This is a genomic window from Mesorhizobium sp. B264B1B (assembly GCF_020165765.1).
Classification (GTDB): Bacteria; Pseudomonadota; Alphaproteobacteria; order Rhizobiales; family Rhizobiaceae; genus Mesorhizobium.
On sequence record NZ_JAIUIS010000005.1, the window covers coordinates 160,592 to 178,470 of the forward strand.

General features: G+C 63.3%; 21 protein-coding genes and 1 riboswitch. Of the genes, 13 read left to right on the forward strand and 8 right to left on the reverse strand.

Features of this window, described 5'->3' with window-relative positions; all coding sequences use genetic code 11:
- Positions 1-42 precede the first annotated feature (42 nt).
- Positions 43-1,326: a phosphoribosylamine--glycine ligase gene (purD, locus tag LB547_RS12315; RefSeq protein WP_140564271.1), complete on the forward strand. Its 1,284-nt coding sequence runs from the start codon at positions 43-45 to the stop codon at positions 1,324-1,326.
- A 24-nt stretch (positions 1,327-1,350) separates the two neighbouring features.
- On the opposite strand, the gene LB547_RS12320 is transcribed toward purD, so the two are convergent.
- The 4 genes from LB547_RS12320 to LB547_RS12335 form a co-directional block, all read right to left on the reverse strand.
- Positions 1,351-2,466 (reverse strand): glycoside hydrolase family 25 protein, encoded by a 1,116-nt coding sequence (locus tag LB547_RS12320; RefSeq protein WP_140580949.1) that lies wholly within the window; start codon positions 2,464-2,466, stop codon positions 1,351-1,353.
- Between the two features lie 127 nt (positions 2,467-2,593).
- The gene (locus tag LB547_RS12325) at positions 2,594-3,085 is read right to left on the reverse strand and encodes a GNAT family N-acetyltransferase (RefSeq protein ID WP_224655918.1); all 492 of its coding nucleotides are present in this window, start codon (positions 3,083-3,085) and stop codon (positions 2,594-2,596) included.
- Between the two features lie 8 nt (positions 3,086-3,093).
- Positions 3,094-3,381 carry a DUF1778 domain-containing protein gene (locus LB547_RS12330; protein WP_140762432.1) on the reverse strand — a complete coding sequence of 96 codons (288 nt, stop codon included), beginning with the start codon at positions 3,379-3,381 and terminating at the stop codon, positions 3,094-3,096.
- Positions 3,382-3,419: 38 nt separating this feature from the next.
- Positions 3,420-3,668, reverse strand: coding sequence for a hypothetical protein (locus LB547_RS12335; protein WP_140514793.1), 249 nt, complete (start codon positions 3,666-3,668; stop codon positions 3,420-3,422).
- A gap of 227 nt (positions 3,669-3,895) precedes the next feature.
- On the opposite strand from LB547_RS12335, the gene LB547_RS12340 reads away from it, so the two are divergent.
- On the forward strand, positions 3,896-5,665 hold the full coding sequence (locus tag LB547_RS12340; RefSeq protein WP_140762429.1) for an acyl-CoA dehydrogenase: 1,770 nt from the start codon (positions 3,896-3,898) through the stop codon (positions 5,663-5,665).
- Between the two features lie 19 nt (positions 5,666-5,684).
- A complete protein-coding gene (locus LB547_RS12345; RefSeq protein ID WP_140762426.1) occupies positions 5,685-6,434 on the forward strand; it encodes a crotonase/enoyl-CoA hydratase family protein in 750 nt (249 codons plus the stop codon).
- Between the two features lie 140 nt (positions 6,435-6,574).
- On the opposite strand, the gene pdxH is transcribed toward LB547_RS12345, so the two are convergent.
- Positions 6,575-7,192, reverse strand: a complete 618-nt coding sequence (gene pdxH, locus LB547_RS12350) for a pyridoxamine 5'-phosphate oxidase (RefSeq protein ID WP_140498039.1) — start codon at positions 7,190-7,192, stop codon at positions 6,575-6,577.
- A gap of 40 nt (positions 7,193-7,232) precedes the next feature.
- On the opposite strand from pdxH, the gene LB547_RS12355 reads away from it, so the two are divergent.
- From LB547_RS12355 to LB547_RS12370, 4 genes are all read left to right on the forward strand, one after another.
- Positions 7,233-7,694 (forward strand): RT0821/Lpp0805 family surface protein, encoded by a 462-nt coding sequence (locus tag LB547_RS12355; protein ID WP_140498041.1) that lies wholly within the window; start codon positions 7,233-7,235, stop codon positions 7,692-7,694.
- Positions 7,695-7,793: 99 nt separating this feature from the next.
- Positions 7,794-8,741 (forward strand): DnaJ C-terminal domain-containing protein, encoded by a 948-nt coding sequence (locus tag LB547_RS12360; RefSeq protein WP_140498043.1) that lies wholly within the window; start codon positions 7,794-7,796, stop codon positions 8,739-8,741.
- A gap of 105 nt (positions 8,742-8,846) precedes the next feature.
- Positions 8,847-9,665 (forward strand): enoyl-ACP reductase FabI, encoded by an 819-nt coding sequence (gene fabI, locus LB547_RS12365; protein WP_140498045.1) that lies wholly within the window; start codon positions 8,847-8,849, stop codon positions 9,663-9,665.
- Positions 9,666-9,716: 51 nt separating this feature from the next.
- Positions 9,717-10,304: a histidine phosphatase family protein gene (locus tag LB547_RS12370; RefSeq protein ID WP_140498047.1), complete on the forward strand. Its 588-nt coding sequence runs from the start codon at positions 9,717-9,719 to the stop codon at positions 10,302-10,304.
- Positions 10,305-10,409: 105 nt separating this feature from the next.
- Here the strand turns inward: LB547_RS12370 and LB547_RS12375 are convergent, their stop codons facing one another.
- A complete protein-coding gene (locus tag LB547_RS12375; RefSeq protein WP_140551058.1) occupies positions 10,410-10,670 on the reverse strand; it encodes a DUF1344 domain-containing protein in 261 nt (86 codons plus the stop codon).
- A gap of 182 nt (positions 10,671-10,852) precedes the next feature.
- Here LB547_RS12375 and aroC point away from each other — a divergent pair, with 182 nt between their 5' ends.
- Positions 10,853-11,974, forward strand: a complete 1,122-nt coding sequence (aroC, locus tag LB547_RS12380) for a chorismate synthase (protein WP_140514806.1) — start codon at positions 10,853-10,855, stop codon at positions 11,972-11,974.
- Positions 11,975-12,074: 100 nt separating this feature from the next.
- On the forward strand, positions 12,075-13,175 hold the full coding sequence (gene ribB / locus LB547_RS12385; RefSeq protein WP_140514808.1) for a 3,4-dihydroxy-2-butanone-4-phosphate synthase: 1,101 nt from the start codon (positions 12,075-12,077) through the stop codon (positions 13,173-13,175).
- A 50-nt stretch (positions 13,176-13,225) separates the two neighbouring features.
- Here ribB and LB547_RS12390 read toward each other — a convergent pair whose 3' ends face one another.
- Positions 13,226-14,449, reverse strand: coding sequence for an MFS transporter (locus tag LB547_RS12390; RefSeq protein ID WP_140564265.1), 1,224 nt, complete (start codon positions 14,447-14,449; stop codon positions 13,226-13,228).
- A gap of 120 nt (positions 14,450-14,569) precedes the next feature.
- Between LB547_RS12390 and LB547_RS12395 the strand changes: the two genes are divergently transcribed.
- Positions 14,570-15,175, forward strand: coding sequence for a TetR/AcrR family transcriptional regulator (locus LB547_RS12395; protein WP_140498058.1), 606 nt, complete (start codon positions 14,570-14,572; stop codon positions 15,173-15,175).
- Positions 15,176-15,220: 45 nt separating this feature from the next.
- Here the strand turns inward: LB547_RS12395 and bluB are convergent, their stop codons facing one another.
- Complete coding sequence (gene bluB / locus LB547_RS12400) at positions 15,221-15,973, reverse strand: 5,6-dimethylbenzimidazole synthase (RefSeq protein WP_140564264.1); 753 nt, start codon at positions 15,971-15,973, stop codon at positions 15,221-15,223.
- A gap of 48 nt (positions 15,974-16,021) precedes the next feature.
- A riboswitch (cobalamin riboswitch) is annotated at positions 16,022-16,202 on the reverse strand.
- Positions 16,203-16,323: 121 nt separating this feature from the next.
- Between bluB and LB547_RS12405 the strand changes: the two genes are divergently transcribed.
- From LB547_RS12405 to LB547_RS12415, 3 genes are all read left to right on the forward strand, one after another.
- The gene (locus tag LB547_RS12405) at positions 16,324-17,250 is read left to right on the forward strand and encodes a histone deacetylase family protein (RefSeq protein WP_140655744.1); all 927 of its coding nucleotides are present in this window, start codon (positions 16,324-16,326) and stop codon (positions 17,248-17,250) included.
- A gap of 3 nt (positions 17,251-17,253) precedes the next feature.
- A complete protein-coding gene (locus LB547_RS12410; protein ID WP_140498064.1) occupies positions 17,254-17,505 on the forward strand; it encodes an exodeoxyribonuclease VII small subunit in 252 nt (83 codons plus the stop codon).
- 98 nt (positions 17,506-17,603) lie between these two features.
- Positions 17,604-17,870 (forward strand): DUF2277 domain-containing protein, encoded by a 267-nt coding sequence (locus LB547_RS12415; protein WP_010914875.1) that lies wholly within the window; start codon positions 17,604-17,606, stop codon positions 17,868-17,870.
- Positions 17,871-17,879: the final 9 nt, after the last annotated feature.

Below are 17,879 nucleotides of genomic sequence, written 5' to 3' on the forward strand. Positions count from 1 at the left end.
ATAGCGGGTTCTCTGGAAGATTACAGGCATCAAGAGGTGGCCATGAACGTTCTTCTTCTCGGCTCCGGCGGCCGCGAACATGCGCTCGCCTGGAAGATCGCCGCGTCGCCGTTGCTGACCAAGCTCTATGCTGCGCCCGGCAATCCTGGCATCGGCCGCGAGGCGGAGCTGGTCAAGCTCGACATCGCCGATCATTCCGCTGTCGCCGCCTTCTGCAAGGACAAGCAGATCGACCTCGTCGTGGTTGGGCCGGAAGGGCCGCTGGTCGCCGGCATATCAGACGATCTGCGTGGCTGGGGCATCCGCGTCTTTGGCCCGTCGCGTGCGGCGGCGCGGCTCGAAGGATCGAAGGGCTTCACCAAGGATCTCTGCGCCAGATATGACATCCCCACCGCCACCTATGGCCGTTTCTCAGACCTGGCATCGGCCAAGGCCTATGTCGAGAAGATGGGCACGCCGATTGTCATCAAGGCCGATGGCCTTGCCGCGGGCAAGGGCGTCACGGTCGCAATGACGATGGATGAGGCGCTGGCCGCGCTCGACGCCTGTTTCGACGGCTCTTTCGGCACGGCCGGCGCGGAAGTGGTGATCGAGGAGTTTCTGACCGGCGAGGAGGCCAGCTTCTTCTGCCTGTGCGACGGCACTACAGCACTGCCCTTCGGCACCGCGCAGGATCACAAACGCGTCGGCGACGGTGATGTCGGCCCCAACACCGGCGGCATGGGCGCCTATTCGCCGGCCCCGGTAATGACGCCGCAGATGGTAGAGCGCACCATGCGCGAGATCATCGAACCGACCATGCGCGGCATGGCTTTAACGGGTGCCTCCTTCGCCGGCATTCTCTTCGCCGGGCTGATGATAACGGACGAAGGGCCGAAGCTGATCGAATACAACACCCGCTTCGGCGACCCCGAATGCCAGGTGCTGATGATGCGGCTGAAGGACGACCTGCTGGTGCTGCTCAATGCCGCCGTCGATGGCCAGCTCGCGCACATATCGGCGCGCTGGAGCGACGAGGCGGCACTGACCGTCGTCATGGCCGCGAGGGGCTATCCCGGGACGCCCGAAAAAGGCTCGGTCATTCGCGGGCTCGATGAGGCTGCCAGCCAGGGCGCCCAGATTTTCCATGCCGGCACCGCCATCAATGGCGGTGCGCTGGTCGCCAATGGCGGTCGCGTCTTGAACGTCACCGCGGTCGGCGCGACTGTCGGCGAGGCGCAGGAGAAGGCCTATGCCGCGCTCGACCGTATCGACTGGCCGCAGGGCTTCTGCCGCCGCGACATTGGCTGGCAGGCCGTGGCGCGCGAAGCGGCAGGAGCAAGCTGACCGCAAGCATCCGGTCGCACAAATTCAGCGTTTGCCGCGGTCGGGTTCGGTAGAAGCGGTGCTCACCGGGTCCGCCGCCGCAGCGAAGGCGGCGTCGAGTTGCGCTGGGGTACGCTGCCCGGTGCGCTTCCAGGAGACATATTGGACGATGCCGAAGATCGGCCGCCGCGGCACCGTCTTCACGACAGGCATGCGGAACCCGTCGCGGAATTTCGACCAGCGCGAACCAAGCACCGCGACCATTTCCCCGAAACTCGGCGGCGTCGCCACATCGGCGTAGATGAGGGTGGTCTTGCCGGCCAAAGCGGCTTCGCGCGAGAGCGGCACCGGTACGCTGGCGAGATAATCCGCGGGCACGTCGATCAGCCCGCCGAACGGCCATTGCTGGCGCAGCGTGGCGGCATCTGTCGGCGCGACGTTGACGTCGATGTCGTCGGGCGTGCCGGCTACCCTGTAGGGGCACCGGAAGCGGCCGCAATTGGCCTGCGCCGAAAACTGCCAGAGCGCATAGCCTTGCCAGTTGCCGATGGGAAAATGCACGTCGATGTCAGGCTTGTAGCGCGCGTACCAGAGCGGCAGCCGCGACAGCAGCCGGTATTTGTAGCTGTTGTCGGCGATATACTGGGCGGTCTTGCCATTGGTGTAGAGTACCGGGAAGCGGCCGATGCGCCGATGCACCTGGCGCACGAACGCCTCGGCGTCGTCGAGCGACATCCATTGCGCGGGATCAATGCCTTCGATGTCGAGGGCCATGAGGTCGTCCGGCGCGGGATCGGCGAAATCGAGGAAATTATTGGCCTGCTCGACCGGATTGCCGGGGCGGGCGAGGTGATAGGCGCCCCATTTCAGGCCGAGCGCCTTGGCGACCACCTTGCGCGTCTGGAACAGTTCGCGCGTCACCGCATGGCGTTTCCACAGTGCCTTGCAGAGTTTGACCTCGGTATCGTCTCCGGAGCAGGAATAGGGCGGCGACATGCCATCGGAGGCTTTGTTGATGAAGCCGACGACGCGCTTGTCCGTGGCAAGCTGCGCCCAGTCGATGGAATTGTATTCGTAAGCATCGACGACAAGCGCCCGGTCGGCACTTTTCCACGGCTCGGAGAAATCCGAGACCCTTGCCGCCGTTGTCAGCGCCATCATCGCCGCGAGAGCGATCGCTGGGCGGCGAAGAAGATGCGCCGTTCTCTTCAAACAGGAATCCCCGTTGATCAAAGGCAAATCCTGGACCGCTATGGTTAAGGATTCGCTTTCAAGGCAATGCGGTCCGTCAGCCGAACAGCTTCAACGCCGTCGCTACCGATAGGAACAGCGACAACCGCCGGTCTTGAAATGGCCTGAAACCATATTTGCAATAGAAGGCGGCGGCCTTGTCGTCCTTTGCGTCGACGATCAGTGCGAAGGAAGCAGGAGCAGCTTGGGCGCAGCGCCGAAGTGCATCCACGATCAGTATCGATCCTACTCTTTGTCCCTGATATCGGGTATCGACTGCCAACCTTCCGATCAATATGGCGGGCAGGACCGGGTAACGCGGTAGGCGTCTTGTCAGGTCTTCCGGCAGAGAAGTGATGGGCACACTTGACGCTGCAAGAGTGTAGTATCCGGCAATGAGATCGACATCACGGTCCGCGGCGACAAAGCAGTTTCTAACTCGGCGTTTGACGTCCTGGCTTGCCAGCTCGTGTAGATATTGGTCGAGTGCCAGCACGCCACAGCTGAATGTCTTACGATCATACGATCCGCCCAGCGGCTCGATGATCAAGCCTAGACTCACCGGGATTCGACGACAACTCGCTTGTAGGCGTCGGCGGCTTTGCGCAGCGCTTCATTAGGTTCGGGCGGATTGAGAATGGCCTCTACCAGAGCGAGCTGATCCTCGATGGACAGGCGGATGATAGCGATCTCCTCAATGGTGCGTTGTGCAGCTTCCTGCGCTGCGGAGACCAGGAAGTCGCTGACGCTGCGGCCCTGGATTTCGGCGGCACGTTTCATCACACTCAGCATATCCGGGGATATCCGAGCTTCGAGACGGGAGGTACGGGTCAGTTGGTTTGTCATTTCGATCACCTCTAGCACGGTATGTACGGGAATACATATCAAGTGCGACGGTCAGCGCGGCCGAATGGCTGAACTTCAAACGGATCCGGCGCGGGCTGTTGCGGCAGCGTGCCTTCGGCCGCGCGTTTGCGATGATGGGCGATCGAGCATTTCGGCGAGCACAATATACCGCGATCCGACCAATAGGCGGCGCCGTTTTCCAATTCACCGTGATAATATGAGAACCCCGCCGCCCGGTAGGGCAGGCCGCACTCGATACAACGGTAGGCGTCAGGTCTGGCAAGCATGAGTTGGTTTCCAGTCGGCTGGTTCTGGTCTGTTGCCGGTCGATTTTGACCCGGCGTCCATCGCATTTAATACGAGCCGGCGCGATTGCAAAATCAGCGTGACAAAATTTGACGTTTACGTAAAAAGAAGATGGGCGATCGCCCAAAGGCGAATACGGTGTGTGGCAAGCAGGTCCCACTCAGATCCTAGGATCAGCCTGGCCGATGCATCAGGAGGAGCGAGCGGCATGTATCTGGCACCGGTCGAGGACATCGCGTTCACCCTCAAGCATGTGGCCGGCCTGAAGCCTGCCCTCGATGACGGCACGTTCGGCGATCTCGGCGAGGATCTCGTCGACGCCGTTCTTAGCGAGGCCGGCCGCTTCGCCACCGAAGAGGTCGCTCCGCTCTACAAGATCGGCGACGAGCACGGCGCGGTGCTGAAGGACGCCGCAGTGACCATGCCGCCGGGCTGGAAGGAACTTTATCGCCGCTGGATCGACGGCGGCTGGAACGCGCTCTCCGGCCCGGAAGGATATGGCGGGCAGGCGCTTCCGACCATGCCCGGCGTCGCCGCGCTCGAAATGTGGAATTCCGCCGCCATGGCCTTCGGCATTGGCCCGACGCTGACCATGGGTGCGGTCGAGGCGCTCGACAAGCACGCTTCGGAAGAGCTCAAGGCCAAGTATCTCGCAAAGCTCGTCTCCGGCGAGTGGATGGGCACGATGAATCTGACTGAGCCGCAGGCCGGCTCGGACCTCGCTGCCTTGCGCACGCGCGCCGAACCGGCCCGCGACGGCACCTACCGCATCTTCGGCCAGAAGATATTCATCACCTATGGCGAGCATGATCTCACCGACAATATCGTCCATCTGGTACTGGCGCGGCTGCCTGACGCGCCTGCGGGCACGCGCGGCATCTCGCTCTTCCTGGTGCCGAAATTCCTGGTCGGCGCGGACGGCTCGCCTGGCGCACGCAACGACGTCTTCTGTTCGGGCCTCGAGCACAAGCTCGGCATCCATGCCTCGCCGACCTGCACCATGATCTATGGCGACGGTTTTCAGGGCGCCAAGCCCGGCGCCATCGGATGGCTGATCGGCGAGGAGAACAAGGGGCTGGCCTGCATGTTCACCATGATGAACAATGCCCGCCTCGCCGTCGGGATGCAGGGCGTGGCGGTCGCGGAAGCCGCGACCCAGAAGGCGATCGCCTATGCCAATGAGCGCCGCCAGGGCAAGGCGGCGGATTACGCCGGCGCCGGCATGGCGCCGATCGTCCATCACCCCGACGTGCAGCGCAATCTCCTGACCATGAAGGCGCTGACGCAGATCGCGCGGGCGATCAGCTATTCCTGTGCCCATGCCATCGACCTGGCGCGCGTATCGTCTGGTGACCAGGCGGCGCATTGGCGCGACCGGGCCAACCTGTTGACGCCGCTTGCCAAGGCTTTTTCGACCGATATCGGCGTCGAGGTCGCCTCGCTTGGCGTCCAGGTCCATGGCGGCATGGGTTTCATCGAGGAGACGGGGGCTGCGGCACTCTATCGCGACGCCCGCATCGCGCCGATCTACGAGGGCACCAACGGCATCCAGGCGATCGATCTGGTGACCCGAAAACTGCCGCTCGGCGGCGGCGAGCATGTGCACGGCTTCATCGCCGAGCTTGCCGCTGTCGCCAGCGCCGTGCGGACATCGAATCTCGAAGGGTTTGGCCATACGGCCGATGCTCTCGACCGCGGGCTCGACGATCTGACGCAAGCGACATGTTTCCTGCAAAGACTGTCGGCCGATGGCCGGACTGGCGAGGCGCTTGCCGGCGCGACACCCTATCTCCGGCTGGTCTCGCTTGCAGCCGGCGGCGCCTACTTGGCGCGGGGCGCCCTTGCCGATCACGGCCGCGTCGCCCTTTGCCGCTTTTTCGCCGAAAACCTGCTCGGCGAGACAAGTGCCTTGAAGGAGCGCGTTGTCGACGGCGCCGCAAGCCTCGCCGCTGCCGGCAGGACATTGATTTCCGCCTGACGTTCACAAGGAAAGAACCGTGACAGACCATATCCTCGTCGAGCGCCAGGGCGCCATGCAGATCATCCGCATAAACCGCCCGGACAAGAAGAACGCGCTGACGCGCGCCATGTACGCCAAGATGTCGCAAACCTTGGCCGAAGGGGATGCGGATCCGGCAATTCGCGTCCATGTCTTTCTCGGCGTGCCCGGTGCCTTCTCCTCCGGCAACGACCTCGCCGATTTCATGGTCGTCGCCACTGGCGGCGAAGGCGGCACGGAAGTCTGGGATTTCCTGATGGCGCTGGCCAGGGTCGCAAAACCCATCGTCTCCGGTGTCGACGGCATCGCGGTCGGCATCGGCACCACGCTCAATTTGCACTGCGACCTGACCTTCGCCACGCCGCGCACCGTGTTCAGGACACCCTTCGTCGACCTCGGCCTTGTGCCCGAAGCGGGATCGAGCCTGCTGGCGCCGCGCATCCTGGGCCAGCAGGGCGCGTTCGCGCTGCTCGGCCTTGGCGAAGGCTTCTCGGCCGAACGCGCCAAGGCCGCTGGTCTGATCTACGAAGTTGTCGAGGAAGGAGCGCTGGAGGCGTCGGTTCTGGCGGCCGCCGGCCAGATCGCCGCCAAGCCGCCGCAGGCGCTCAGGATCGCGCGCGACCTGATGCGCGGCTCTCGCGAGGACCTCGTCGCCCGCATCAACGTGGAAAGCGAGCATTTTCGCGAGCGGCTGAAATCGGACGAAGCCCGCGCTGCACTGACGGCATTCATGACCAGAAAAAAATAGTTCGGCCCCCGCCTCCCTTAGATGGGGAGGTCGGCCCGCAGGGTCGGGTGGGGTGGAGCGCCGACCTATCCCGCGTGCCTCGGTCGCCACTGGCCAGCCCGGGCTAGGCGCAGTGAGGATGTCGGCGCTAGTTTACAAACTCAGGGATAAAGCCGCGTCTTCTCCCAACCGCCCCCGGCATTGCGCGAAAACACCACGCGGTCATGCAGCCGAAACGGCCTGTCGTGCCAGAACTCGATCGTCTTCGGCACGATGCGGAAACCCGACCAGTGTTTTGGGCGCGGAATCTCGCCGATGGCGTAGCGGGCCGTGTATTCGGCCACCGCCTTTTCCAGCGCGAACCGGCTTTCCAGCGGCCGCGACTGTTTCGAGGCCCAGGCGCCGATGCGGCTGCCGCGCGGCCGTGTCGCGTAATAGGCGTCGGCCTCGGCATCGCTGACGATCTCCACCGGCCCGCGCACGCGCACCTGGCGGCGCAGCGATTTCCAGTGGAAGCACATCGCCGCCTTCATGCTGCCTAGGATCTCCCGGCCCTTGGCGCTTTCGAAATTCGTGTAGAACACAAAGCCGCTCTCATCGAAGCCCTTGAGCAGCACCATCCGCACATCCGGCATGCCCTCGGCATCGACGGTTGCCAACGCCACGCCGTTGGGGTCGTTCATTTCGCTTTTGGTGGCGTCGTCCAGCCATGCGGCAAAAAGGCGAAACGGCTCGGCGGCCTCGGTAAAGTCACCGCTTGTTAACTCAGTCTCACTCATAGTTTTTCTCAAATTTTCATCAAACAGGGGAGGTTGCCGATTGTCGCGTATCGCGCAAGCTTTTGACAGCAGGCAAGGCAGCCTATTTGCTTCAGCCAGCGCCAAAGCCGCGATCGTGATGATTGCCTTGCCGCTTGCCGCATGTGGCGCGGGCGGCTTCAGCCTGCAAAAAGCCGAGGTCGATCGCTCGATCCTGACCGGCAGCATTTCGGCTCCAGCCGCATCGGCCGATTCGGACCGCGATTCCGACCAGACGACGATCGGCAACGCGGTGTCCTCCGCCGACATCGAGCAGCTCGGCGGTCAAGCCGTGCCGTGGGCCAATGCCGGTACGGGTTCGCGCGGCTCCATCACCGAACTGGCGGAATTGAAGGACGGGGGTCAGACCTGCCGCCGCTTCAAGGCTTCGCGCGAAAGCTTTGACGGCGTTGCCATGTTCGCGGGCGAACTTTGCCTGGCCAGCGCCGGCGGCTGGCGTATGCAGGACTTCAGGGCGCTTTGATCTTCCACCTCTGAAATAACGTCCAGCACTGGAATTTCTTCCTATGCGAGCGCATATAAGAGGCGACTATGGACTCACTCTTTCTCCAGGGCAGGAAGCATGCGCGACCCCTATGAGGTGCTGGGCGTTGCAAAGAACGCATCGGCCAAGGACATAAAATCGGCGTACCGCAAACTCGCCAAGAAGCATCATCCGGACCAGAATCCGAATGATCCCAAGGCGAAGGACCGTTTTGCCGCGGCCAATCAGGCCTATGAGATCGTCGGCGACGAGAAGACCCGTGCCGCTTTCGATCGCGGCGAGATCGACGCCGACGGCAAGCCGCGTTTCCAGGGCTTCGAGGGCGCCCCCGGTGGCGGTGACCCCTTCGGCGGTTTTCGCCGCCAGCAGCAGGGAGCCGGCGGTTCGCGATTCGAGTTCCGCTCCGGACGCCCTGGCGGCGATCCGTTCGATGGCAACAGCGATATCTTCAGCCAGATTTTTGGCGACGTCTTCTCCGGCTCGCGCGGCCCCGGCCAAAGCGGGGCAGGAATGGGTGACCGCCGCCAGCCGGCAACCGCCGCCGACCTCAATGTCACGCTCGACATTACCATCGAGGAAGCGGCGAACGCTGAAAAGGTCACGGCGATGTTCCCTGACGGCCGCAAGGTGGCGGTCAAGCTGCCGGCCTATGTCGAGGACGGGCAGACCATCCGGCTGAAGGGGCAGGGCGAGCAAGGGCCGGGCCAGCCCGGCGACGCGTTGGTCAAGATCCGCTTCCGCCGGCATCCGCGCTACCGCCTGGAGGGCCGCGACCTGCATGCCGATTTGCCGGTGGGGCTGGCCGATGCCGTGCTTGGCGCCAAGGTGGCCGTCGAAACGCCGACCGGCAAGCTCGCGGTCAACGTTCCCGCCTGGTCGAGTTCGGACAAGGTCCTGCGCCTGAAGGGCAGGGGCCTGCCGGAAAAGGCCGGCGGCCACGGTGATCTCTACGCCCATGTGCGCATCATGCTGCCAGAAGGCGGCGACAGCGCGCTCGAAGGGCTGTTGCGCAGCCAAAAAGGCTGATTGGCGGCTCTTGTCCCCGAACTGTCCCGTTTGAGCGCTTGAAGGGGCTCTGTGCCTGTGCGATAGGGCTCTCCACAAATAAGAAATCTTGCGGAGAGCACGCATATGGCGGGTGGACAGGGCCTGATGGCCGGCAAACGCGGCCTGATCCTCGGCGTCGCCAACAACAGGTCGATTGCCTACGGCATCGCCAAGGCATGCGTCGACCACGGCGCCGAGATCGCGCTGACCTATCAGGGTGAAGCGTTCAAGAAGCGGGTCGAGCCACTGGCTGCGGAACTCGGCGCCTTTGTCGCCGGCCATTGCGATGTGACCGATCCGGCGAGCCTCGACGAGGTTTTCGCCAATGTCGCCAATCATTGGGGCAAGCTCGACTTCCTCGTCCATGCCATCGCTTTTTCCGACAAGGACGAACTGACCGGCCGCTATGTCGAGACGACGCGCGATAATTTCCTGCGCACGATGGATATTTCGGTCTATTCCTTCACCACCATCGCCAAGCGCGCCGAGGCGCTGATGACCGATGGCGGTTCGCTTTTGACGCTGACCTATTACGGCGCCGAAAAGGTGATGCCGCATTACAACGTCATGGGCGTCGCCAAGGCCGCACTCGAGGCCAGCGTGCGTTACCTCGCCGTCGATCTCGGCGCCAAGAAGATCCGCGTCAACGCGATCTCGGCGGGCCCGATCAAGACGCTGGCCGCTTCCGGCATTGGTGACTTCCGCTACATCCTGAAGTGGAACGAGTACAATTCGCCGCTGAAGCAGACGGTCACCCAGGAAGAGGTCGGCGATTCCGGCGTCTATTTCCTGTCCGACCTGTCGCGCGGCGTCACCGGCGAAGTGCATCATGTCGATTCCGGCTATCACGTCGTCGGCATGAAGGCGGTCGACGCACCTGACATTTCGACAGTCAAGGATTAACTCCTCCGCCTATCCTCCGCCCAGGCCCTGGCCCGACCTCCGGAAGACCTGATGTACCCGCTGGTTTATATCGTGCGCCACGGCCAGACCGCGTGGAACGCCGAATTCCGGCTTCAGGGGCAGGCCGATACCGACATCAACGCGCTCGGCCGCGAGCAGGCGAGCGCAAACGGGCATCGGCTGGCTGACCTGATCTCCAATCCCGCAGAGTTCGATTTCGTCGCCAGCCCGATGCGGCGCACGCGCGAGACCATGGAGCGCATTCGCGCCGCCATGAAGCTCGACCCGGCTGCCTATGGGACCGACCCCCGCCTTGTTGAAGTGAATTTCGGCGACTGGCAGGGTTTCACCTTTGCCGAGCTGGAGACGCAATTTCCGGGTGCGAGCAGGACGCGTGCGCTGGACAAATGGAACTTTCAGCCGCCGGGCAAAGATGCCGAGAGCTACCAGATGCTGCTCGAACGGGTAAAGCCGTGGTTCGACGCGCTCGAGCGCCAGACAGTCTGCGTGACGCATGGCGGCGTCATGCGCACCTTGTTTCGCTTCGTGCTTGACATGGCCGAGGATGATGCGGCGAAGCTGGCGATACCGCAGGACCGCGTGCTCAAGCTGGAAGGCGACAGCCTGGGGTGGCTTTAGGCACCTGGCACGATCCAGGAAGGCTCATGCAGGCTGTCGGTTGCAGGTGCATAAAACGGCTGCAACGGCTCAACAAACGCCGAACGGCCGATTTGCATTGGAAGCCTAGTTGGAGTCGCTGTCCGGCAACTGCATATCGGTGACGACGTTTTCGCCGTTGGTTACGTCATAGGCGATGACGATGTCCATGCCGGGCTTCAGCGCGTCGAGATCGGTTTCCGCGTTCAGCTTGTAGGATTTGCCGTCGTCCAGCGTCAGGGTCAGCGCGTCCTTGTCGATCTTCTTGATCAGGCCTTCGGTCTGCCCGGCGAAAGCGGCGGTGCAAAGCAGGAATGTGGCGGCAACAGCGCCAATCAGGGTACGCATCATCGTCCTCTTTGGTATTGCGCCGGCATGGGTAGCGGCGGATCCTCAACGGCGAATGGAGCAGAGCAGAAACCAATCGAATGTGTCAAAACTAAATCCGTAGATCACGGTTTGACCCCTGTGGAAAACGCCAATAGAAGGCAGGCTTCAGTCGGCTCCGATGCCGGGCAAGGCACTTTGCGATGTCTCACAACACGTTCGGCCATCTTTTCCGCGTCACCACCTGGGGCGAAAGCCATGGGGCCGCATTGGGCTGCGTGGTCGACGGCTGCCCACCCGGCATCCGCTTCACGCGTGACGAAATCCAGGCCGAACTCGACAAGCGCCGGCCCGGCCAGTCGCGCTTCGTCACGCAGCGCCGTGAGCCTGACGAAGTGAAGGTGCTGTCGGGCTTCATCCTTGACGATGACGGCGAGACGATGATCGCGACAGGTACGCCGATCTCCATGCTGATCGAGAATGTCGACCAGCGCTCGAAGGACTATGGAGAGATCGCCCGCCAGTACAGGCCGGGCCATGCGGACTACACCTATGACGTCAAATACGGCGTGCGCGACTATCGCGGCGGCGGCCGATCCTCGGCGCGCGAGACCGCGGCTCGGGTCGCTGCCGGAGCCCTCGCCCGCAAGGTCGTGCCGGGCATGGTGGTGCGCGGTGCACTGGTATCGATGGGCGAGAAGTCGATCGACCGCGCCAACTGGAACTGGAATTTCATTGGCGACGCGGACAATCCGTTCTTCACGCCGGATCCGGCGTCCGTTCCCGTTTTCACGAGCTATCTCGACGGCATCCGCAAGGCGGGTTCCTCCGTCGGCGCCGTGATCGAGATCGTCGCCGACGGCGTTCCGGCCGGCCTCGGCGCGCCGATCTACGCAAAGCTCGACCAGGATATCGCGTCAGGCCTGATGTCGATCAACGCCGTCAAGGGCGTCGAGATCGGCAACGGCTTCGAGGCCGCCCGCATCACCGGCGAACAGAATGCCGACGAGATGCGCATCGGCAATGACGGCCAGCCGGTGTTCCTGTCCAACAATGCCGGCGGCATCCTTGGCGGCATCTCGACCGGCCAGGCGATCATCGCCCGCTTCGCCGTCAAGCCGACGTCTTCAATCCTGACGCCCCGGAAGTCGATCGACAAGGACGGCAACGACGTCGAAGTGATGACCAAGGGTCGCCATGATCCGTGTGTGGGCATTCGCGCCGTACCGATCGGCGAGGCGATGGTTGCCTGCGCAATCGCCGACCATTATCTGCGGCACCGAGGACAGACAGGCAAGGAAGGCAGTAGGGCAGTAGGGCAGTAGGGCAGTCTGTTAAGCTGCCCGCGAGACGAGCAATTTTTCCTTTCCCTTACTCCCTTACTGCCCTATTCCCCTACTCCCTTGCGAGCGAAGCGAGCATTCCATGTCTTACGACCAGAAGAAGATCGTCGAAGCAATCCGGGCCTTCGAGCGCGGCGAGATCGTCGTCGTCATGGATGATGACGGGCGCGAGAACGAGGGCGACCTGATCGTCGCCGCCGTCCATTGCACGCCGGAAAAGATGGCCTTCATTGTGCGCAACACTTCGGGCATCGTCTGCACGCCGATGCCGCGCGAGGAGGCCAAGCGCCTCAACCTTGCGCCGATGGTCGCCGACAATGATTCGGCGCACACCACCGCCTTCACCGTCAGCGTCGATTTCAAGCATGGTACCACGACAGGCATTTCGGCCGACGACCGCACGCTGACCGTGCGCAATCTCGCCAACGGCAATGTCGGCGCCTCCGATTTCGTCCGCCCCGGCCACATCTTCCCGCTCATCGCGCGCGAAGGCGGCGTGCTGATGCGTTCGGGCCATACCGAGGCGGCCGTCGATCTGTGCAAGCTCGCCGGCCTGCCGCCGATCGGCGTGATCTCGGAACTGGTCAATGATGACGGCACCGTCAAGCGCGGCCCGCAGGTCGCGGCTTTTGCCGAGGAGCACGGCCTCAAGCAGGTTTCTGTCGCCGACCTCATTGCTTACCGGCAACGCAAGGAAACGCTGGTCGAACGCGTGGCGTGCTCCGAGATCGACACGCTCGGCGGCAAGGCGCAGGTCTTCACCTACACGCTGCCGTGGGATTCCATGCACCATGTCGCCGTCGTCTTCGGCGACATCCGCGACGGAGAAGAGGTGCCTGTGCGTCTGCACTCCGAGGACGTGGTGACCGACGTCTTCGGCACCAGCCACCGGCTGGACGCCATCATGAAGGCGATGGGCGAGCGCAAGCGCGGCGTCATCGTCTATCTGCGCGAGGGCTCGGTCGGTGTCGCCCACCAGGAGCGCAACCGGCCGGCGAGCGGCGACCGGGAGGACCACGAAGAGGCGCGCCGCCGCGAGAATGAATGGCGCGAGATCGGGCTCGGTGCTCAGATCCTGAAGGATCTCGGCATTTCCTCGATCAATTTGATCGCCTCGCGCGAGCGCCACTATGTCGGCCTCGAAGGTTTTGGCATCCACATCGCCAAGACCGAGATTCTCTAGGTTCGACGGCGGCAATAGCGTCCGATCCGCTGAACCGGACGCGTCATGGTTCATTCCGCGGCAGCGACGGCCGCTTCACACCCATCCAACTCGCATTTGTGAGTGGCAAGACTGCGCTGGCCGAGCAGCACCGTGACCAGCGCGATGCCGCCCGCGACCACCGAGACCCAGAACCCGTTCTGGGCGCCGAACGCATCCACCACCGCGCCGGCGGCGAAAGAGCCCAGCGCCATGCCGATGCCGATTCCCGTTGTCACCCAGGTAATGCCCTCGGTCAGCATCGCTTCCGGCACATGCCGTTCGATCAGGCCGAATGCCGTGATGAAAGTCGGCGAGATCGCCACGCCGCTGATGAAGACGGTCAGCGCCAAAATCGGCACGCTGTCGGCGGTGAGCGGCAAAATCGTGCTGACTGCGATGATGGCGACCGCGACGGTCAGCTGGCGCTGTAGCGGCGTCTTGAGGTTGAGCGCGCCGACCACGATGCCCAACACGAACGATCCCAGCGCATAGACGCCGATCACCAGGCTTGCGGCACCGGCTTGGCCGAACTCGTTGGTGATCGCCACGGTGCTCACTTCCGTCGTCGCGAAGGTCGCGCCGATGAAGATTAGGGCGAAGGTGATGATCTGTACCGGCCGCAGGCGGATTGCCGAGCCAGTCGAACCATGGTCCACCGGCCGCACTTTCGGCTCGGTCGATCGCTGCAGGATGAATGCTATCGAGCCCAAAGCGAGAAACAACGTGCTCGCCAGCATGCCTGCTTCCGGAAACAGCGCCGCACTGAGGCCCACCGACAGCGACGCGCCGGCGATATAGACCAGTTCGTCGGCCGCCGATTCGAAGGCGAAGGCGGTGTTCATCTCCGGCCGGCCGCGAAAAAGCTCGGTCCAGCGCGCGCGCACCATTGCCGGCATGCTGGGCATGGCCGCTGCCAGCAGCGCCGACACGAACATTGTCCATACCGGCCAATCCTGATTGGCCGACGCAATCAGCAGCAGGAATGCCAGCACGGAGATGATGGTGGTGGGCACGACGATCCATGTCTGGCCGAGGCGGTCGACCAGCCTGGAGATCTGCGGCGCCAGGAAAGCGTTGGCCAGCGCGAATGTCGCCGAGACGGCACCCGCCAGCCAGTATTCGCCACGCGTCTGCGACAGCATCGCCACGATGCCGATCGGCGCCATGGCGACCGGCAGGCGCGCCATGAAGCCTGCAGCGGCAAAGCCCTTGGCGCCAGGGGCTCGAAAGATCTCGGAATAGGGGTTCTGCATGGTCCGTTCCTCGACAAAAGGCGATTCGGAAATTACATACGATGCGTATGAATACTAAATAGATCATACGTCGCGTATGTCAATTGGCATACGTGACGTATGTGGATAAGGCCAGAAGAGATGCACAAGCCCCGCAGGGAAATGATCGCCGAAACGCGCGCCAAATTGATTGCCGCGGCCCGGCATGCGTTCGGAACGATCGGTTATGCCGAGGCATCGATGGATGATTTCACCGCATCGGCCGGGCTGACGCGCGGTGCGCTCTATCATCATTTCGGGGACAAGAAGGGGCTTTTGCAGGCGGTTATCGCCGAGATAGACGCCGAGATGGCGGCACGGGTGAATGAGGTTGCAGCGAAAGCACCGACCCGCTGGCAAAGCTTCGTCGACGAATGCACGAGCTACATCGAAATGGCGCTGGAGCCGGAAATCCAGCGCATCATGTTTCGGGACGGTCCGGCCGTGCTGGGGGATCCCGCGCAATGGCCGAACGCCAATGCCTGCGTCGCGTCGATGACCGATCACCTGACGACGCTGCAGGGCGACGGGGTGGTTGTCCCGGGCGTAGACCCCGAGACCGCGGCACGGCTGATCAACGGGGCGAGCAGCCAGGCGGCGCAGCGGATCGCCAATTCGAACGACCCGGAAGCGACGTCGAAGACCGTGGTGGCGGCATTCAAGCAACTGCTCGAAGGATTGTTGAGGAAGGATGCCGGAGCCGCCTGACGACGGCAGGCCGCCGGCAGCGCGCTGCGCATGCCATATCGGCAATCAAATCAAGGGTTTGTCAGACTTTTCGCATGTTGCCGCCTTGAGGCGTGCGATCGTTGATTTGAGCGGAACTTCGCCCTGTCCGCAAAACGTCTCGCTCATGATCAGCTCGGGCAGCGGCAGCCGCCGCCCCCAGCCATGTGTTTCGAGGTCCGGTTTCGGCGCGAACTCCGAGACACGGCCGACACAGAGATAGGCCACCGGCGTCACATGCCCGGGAATCGACAGAAGGTCTTTCAACGCCTGCGCCTCGATAATGCTGACCCAGCCGACGCCGACGCCTTCGGCGCGCGCCGCCAGCCAGAAATTCTGCACCGCGCAGACCGTGCTGTAGAGATCCATCTCGGGATTGTGCCAGCGTCCCAGCGGCGAACCCTGTGAGCGTCGGCGGTCGCAGGTGATACAGATATTGAGCGCGCTTTCGCAGATGCCTTCCAGCTTGAGCTTGCGGTAGAGCGCCCGCCGCTCTTCCTCGATCGCCGGCAATTCCTGCTCGCGCGCCGCGAGGAACAGGTCGCGCACCTGTTCCCGTCGTTCGGTGCCACGAATGACGATGAAATTCCATGGCTGCATGAAGCCGACCGATGGCGCGTGATGGGCGGCAAGCAGCAGCCGCGCCAAGACCTCGTCGTCGACGGCCTCTGATGTAAAATGGCTGCGAACATCGCGCCGCGTGAACATGGCGCGGTAGACCGCATCGCGCGCCATCTGGTCGAATCCGTCACCCACGGGGATGGTCATATTGTCCGGCATCGCTTGTCCCCTTGCGATTGCAATCAACTGCCGTCCGCCTGACCATGCGGATGACGATGCCTGCCAGGCCGGTCTTCTGGCTCGGGATCAACCCGCATCCGGCGCCTTCCCGTCATCGACAGTGGCATTTACCGGCGCGGTCCCCCTTACAGCGTTGGGCACGCCACGGTATCAAACCGTGTTCCCGATTCTCCCGCTCGCGGCGGGCACCAGGCAGTGGCCGGGACTTTACGACGAAGCCCCTGCGCCGCCAATCCCCGCGGCGACGCGAATGGACGCAGGCGCGATTTTCCCCAGCCATCAGGCCGCAACGCATGGCCATCGCCGCGCCGGGGCACTAGATAGGGGGCATGGCCACTCGTCTCTACACCCATCCGATCTTCCTTGAGCACATCACGCCGCCCGGCCATCCGGAGCGGCCGGACCGCTTGCGCGCCATCGAGCGCGTGCTCGACGACGAGGCTTTTGCCGCGCTCGACCGCCTCGAGGCGCCGGAAGGCGACGAGGCCACCATTCTCTACGCGCATCCCGAGGATTTCGTCGAGCGGGTACGCGCCGCCATTCCCGAGACGGGCATCGCCCGCATCGATGCCGACACAACGGCCAGCCCGAAGAGCTGGCAGGCGGCGATCACCGCGATCGGAGCCGCCAACGCCGCCGTCGACGACGTCTTTGCCGGCAGGGCAGACAACGTTTTCGTCGCCGCCCGGCCGCCCGGCCATCATGCCGAGAAAGCGACCGCGATGGGCTTCTGCCTGTTCAACACGGCGGCCATCGCCGCACGTTATGCACAGCGCAAACACGATATCGAACGTGTCGCCATCGTCGACTGGGACGTGCATCACGGCAACGGCACGCAGGATGTTTTCTGGGACGATCCGTCCGTGCTTTATTGCTCGACGCACCAGATGCCGCTCTACCCCGGCACCGGAGCAAAGAACGAAACCGGCGCCGGCAACATCGTCAACGCGCCGCTTGCGCCGCAGACCGGCAGCGAGGCGTTCCGCGATGCCTTCCTGTCGCGCGTGCTGCCCTCGCTCGACAATTTTGCACCCGACCTGATCATTATTTCGGCCGGCTTCGATGCGCATCATCGCGACCCGCTGGCCGAGATCAACCTGACCGAGGATGATTTCGACTGGGCGACCGGCCAACTCATGCAGCGCGCGGCGCGCCACAGCGGCAACCGGCTCGTCAGCCTGCTCGAGGGCGGCTACGATCTGCAAGGATTGGCATTTTCGGTCGCCGCCCATGTCGGGCGACTGATGAAAGGATGAATGATGGCTGGTGAAACCAACGAAGACGTCAAGGCGATGAGCTTCGAACAGGCTCTCGACGCGCTGGAGAAGATCGTCGATGATCTGGAGCGTGGCGATGTGCCGCTCGACCAGTCGATCAGGATCTACGAGCGCGGCGAGGCGCTGAAGGTGCATTGCGACCGGCTGCTGAAGGCGGCCGAGGACAAGGTGGAGAAGATCAGGCTGTCCCGCGACGGCAAGCCGGTCGGGACGGAGCCGCTGGACGCGGATTGAGGCACGCAGCCGTCTCTCTGGTTTTTGACATGATCATGATTGAGGATAGAACGCGTCCCGATTGAAACGGCTCCAGGACAAGAGGAGATACGGAAGCGATGTGCAGAAACATCAAGACCCTGTTCAATTTTGATCCGCCGGCGACCAACGACGAGGTGCGCGATGCAGCCCTTCAATTCGTTCGCAAGCTGAGCGGAACGACGCGGCCTTCGAAGCAGAACCAGCACGCATTCGACCATGCCGTCGAGGCCATCGCGGCGTCGGCGCGCGAGCTTCTCGATTCGCTTGAAACCAACCAGCATCCGCGCAATCGCGAGGAGGTTGCGGCCAAGCTGCGGGCGAAGGCGGCGATCCGCTTTGCCTGATCTGGCCAA

Coding starts and splice junctions, on each gene's coding strand:
- LB547_RS12390 (WP_140564265.1), bottom strand. CDS start 14,449: ATGCAGAACCCCTATTCCGAGATCTTTCGAGCCCCTGGCGCCAAGGGC.
- LB547_RS12405 (WP_140655744.1), top strand. CDS start 16,324: ATGGCCACTCGTCTCTACACCCATCCGATCTTCCTTGAGCACATCACG.
- ribB (WP_140514808.1), top strand. CDS start 12,075: ATGTCTTACGACCAGAAGAAGATCGTCGAAGCAATCCGGGCCTTCGAG.
- bluB (WP_140564264.1), bottom strand. CDS start 15,973: ATGCCGGACAATATGACCATCCCCGTGGGTGACGGATTCGACCAGATG.
- LB547_RS12360 (WP_140498043.1), top strand. CDS start 7,794: ATGCGCGACCCCTATGAGGTGCTGGGCGTTGCAAAGAACGCATCGGCC.
- LB547_RS12340 (WP_140762429.1), top strand. CDS start 3,896: ATGTATCTGGCACCGGTCGAGGACATCGCGTTCACCCTCAAGCATGTG.
- purD (WP_140564271.1), top strand. CDS start 43: ATGAACGTTCTTCTTCTCGGCTCCGGCGGCCGCGAACATGCGCTCGCC.
- LB547_RS12410 (WP_140498064.1), top strand. CDS start 17,254: ATGGCTGGTGAAACCAACGAAGACGTCAAGGCGATGAGCTTCGAACAG.
- fabI (WP_140498045.1), top strand. CDS start 8,847: ATGGCGGGTGGACAGGGCCTGATGGCCGGCAAACGCGGCCTGATCCTC.
- LB547_RS12375 (WP_140551058.1), bottom strand. CDS start 10,670: ATGCGTACCCTGATTGGCGCTGTTGCCGCCACATTCCTGCTTTGCACC.
- LB547_RS12370 (WP_140498047.1), top strand. CDS start 9,717: ATGTACCCGCTGGTTTATATCGTGCGCCACGGCCAGACCGCGTGGAAC.
- LB547_RS12395 (WP_140498058.1), top strand. CDS start 14,570: ATGCACAAGCCCCGCAGGGAAATGATCGCCGAAACGCGCGCCAAATTG.
- LB547_RS12415 (WP_010914875.1), top strand. CDS start 17,604: ATGTGCAGAAACATCAAGACCCTGTTCAATTTTGATCCGCCGGCGACC.
- LB547_RS12330 (WP_140762432.1), bottom strand. CDS start 3,381: ATGACAAACCAACTGACCCGTACCTCCCGTCTCGAAGCTCGGATATCC.
- aroC (WP_140514806.1), top strand. CDS start 10,853: ATGTCTCACAACACGTTCGGCCATCTTTTCCGCGTCACCACCTGGGGC.
- LB547_RS12335 (WP_140514793.1), bottom strand. CDS start 3,668: ATGCTTGCCAGACCTGACGCCTACCGTTGTATCGAGTGCGGCCTGCCC.
- LB547_RS12320 (WP_140580949.1), bottom strand. CDS start 2,466: ATGATGGCGCTGACAACGGCGGCAAGGGTCTCGGATTTCTCCGAGCCG.
- pdxH (WP_140498039.1), bottom strand. CDS start 7,192: ATGAGTGAGACTGAGTTAACAAGCGGTGACTTTACCGAGGCCGCCGAG.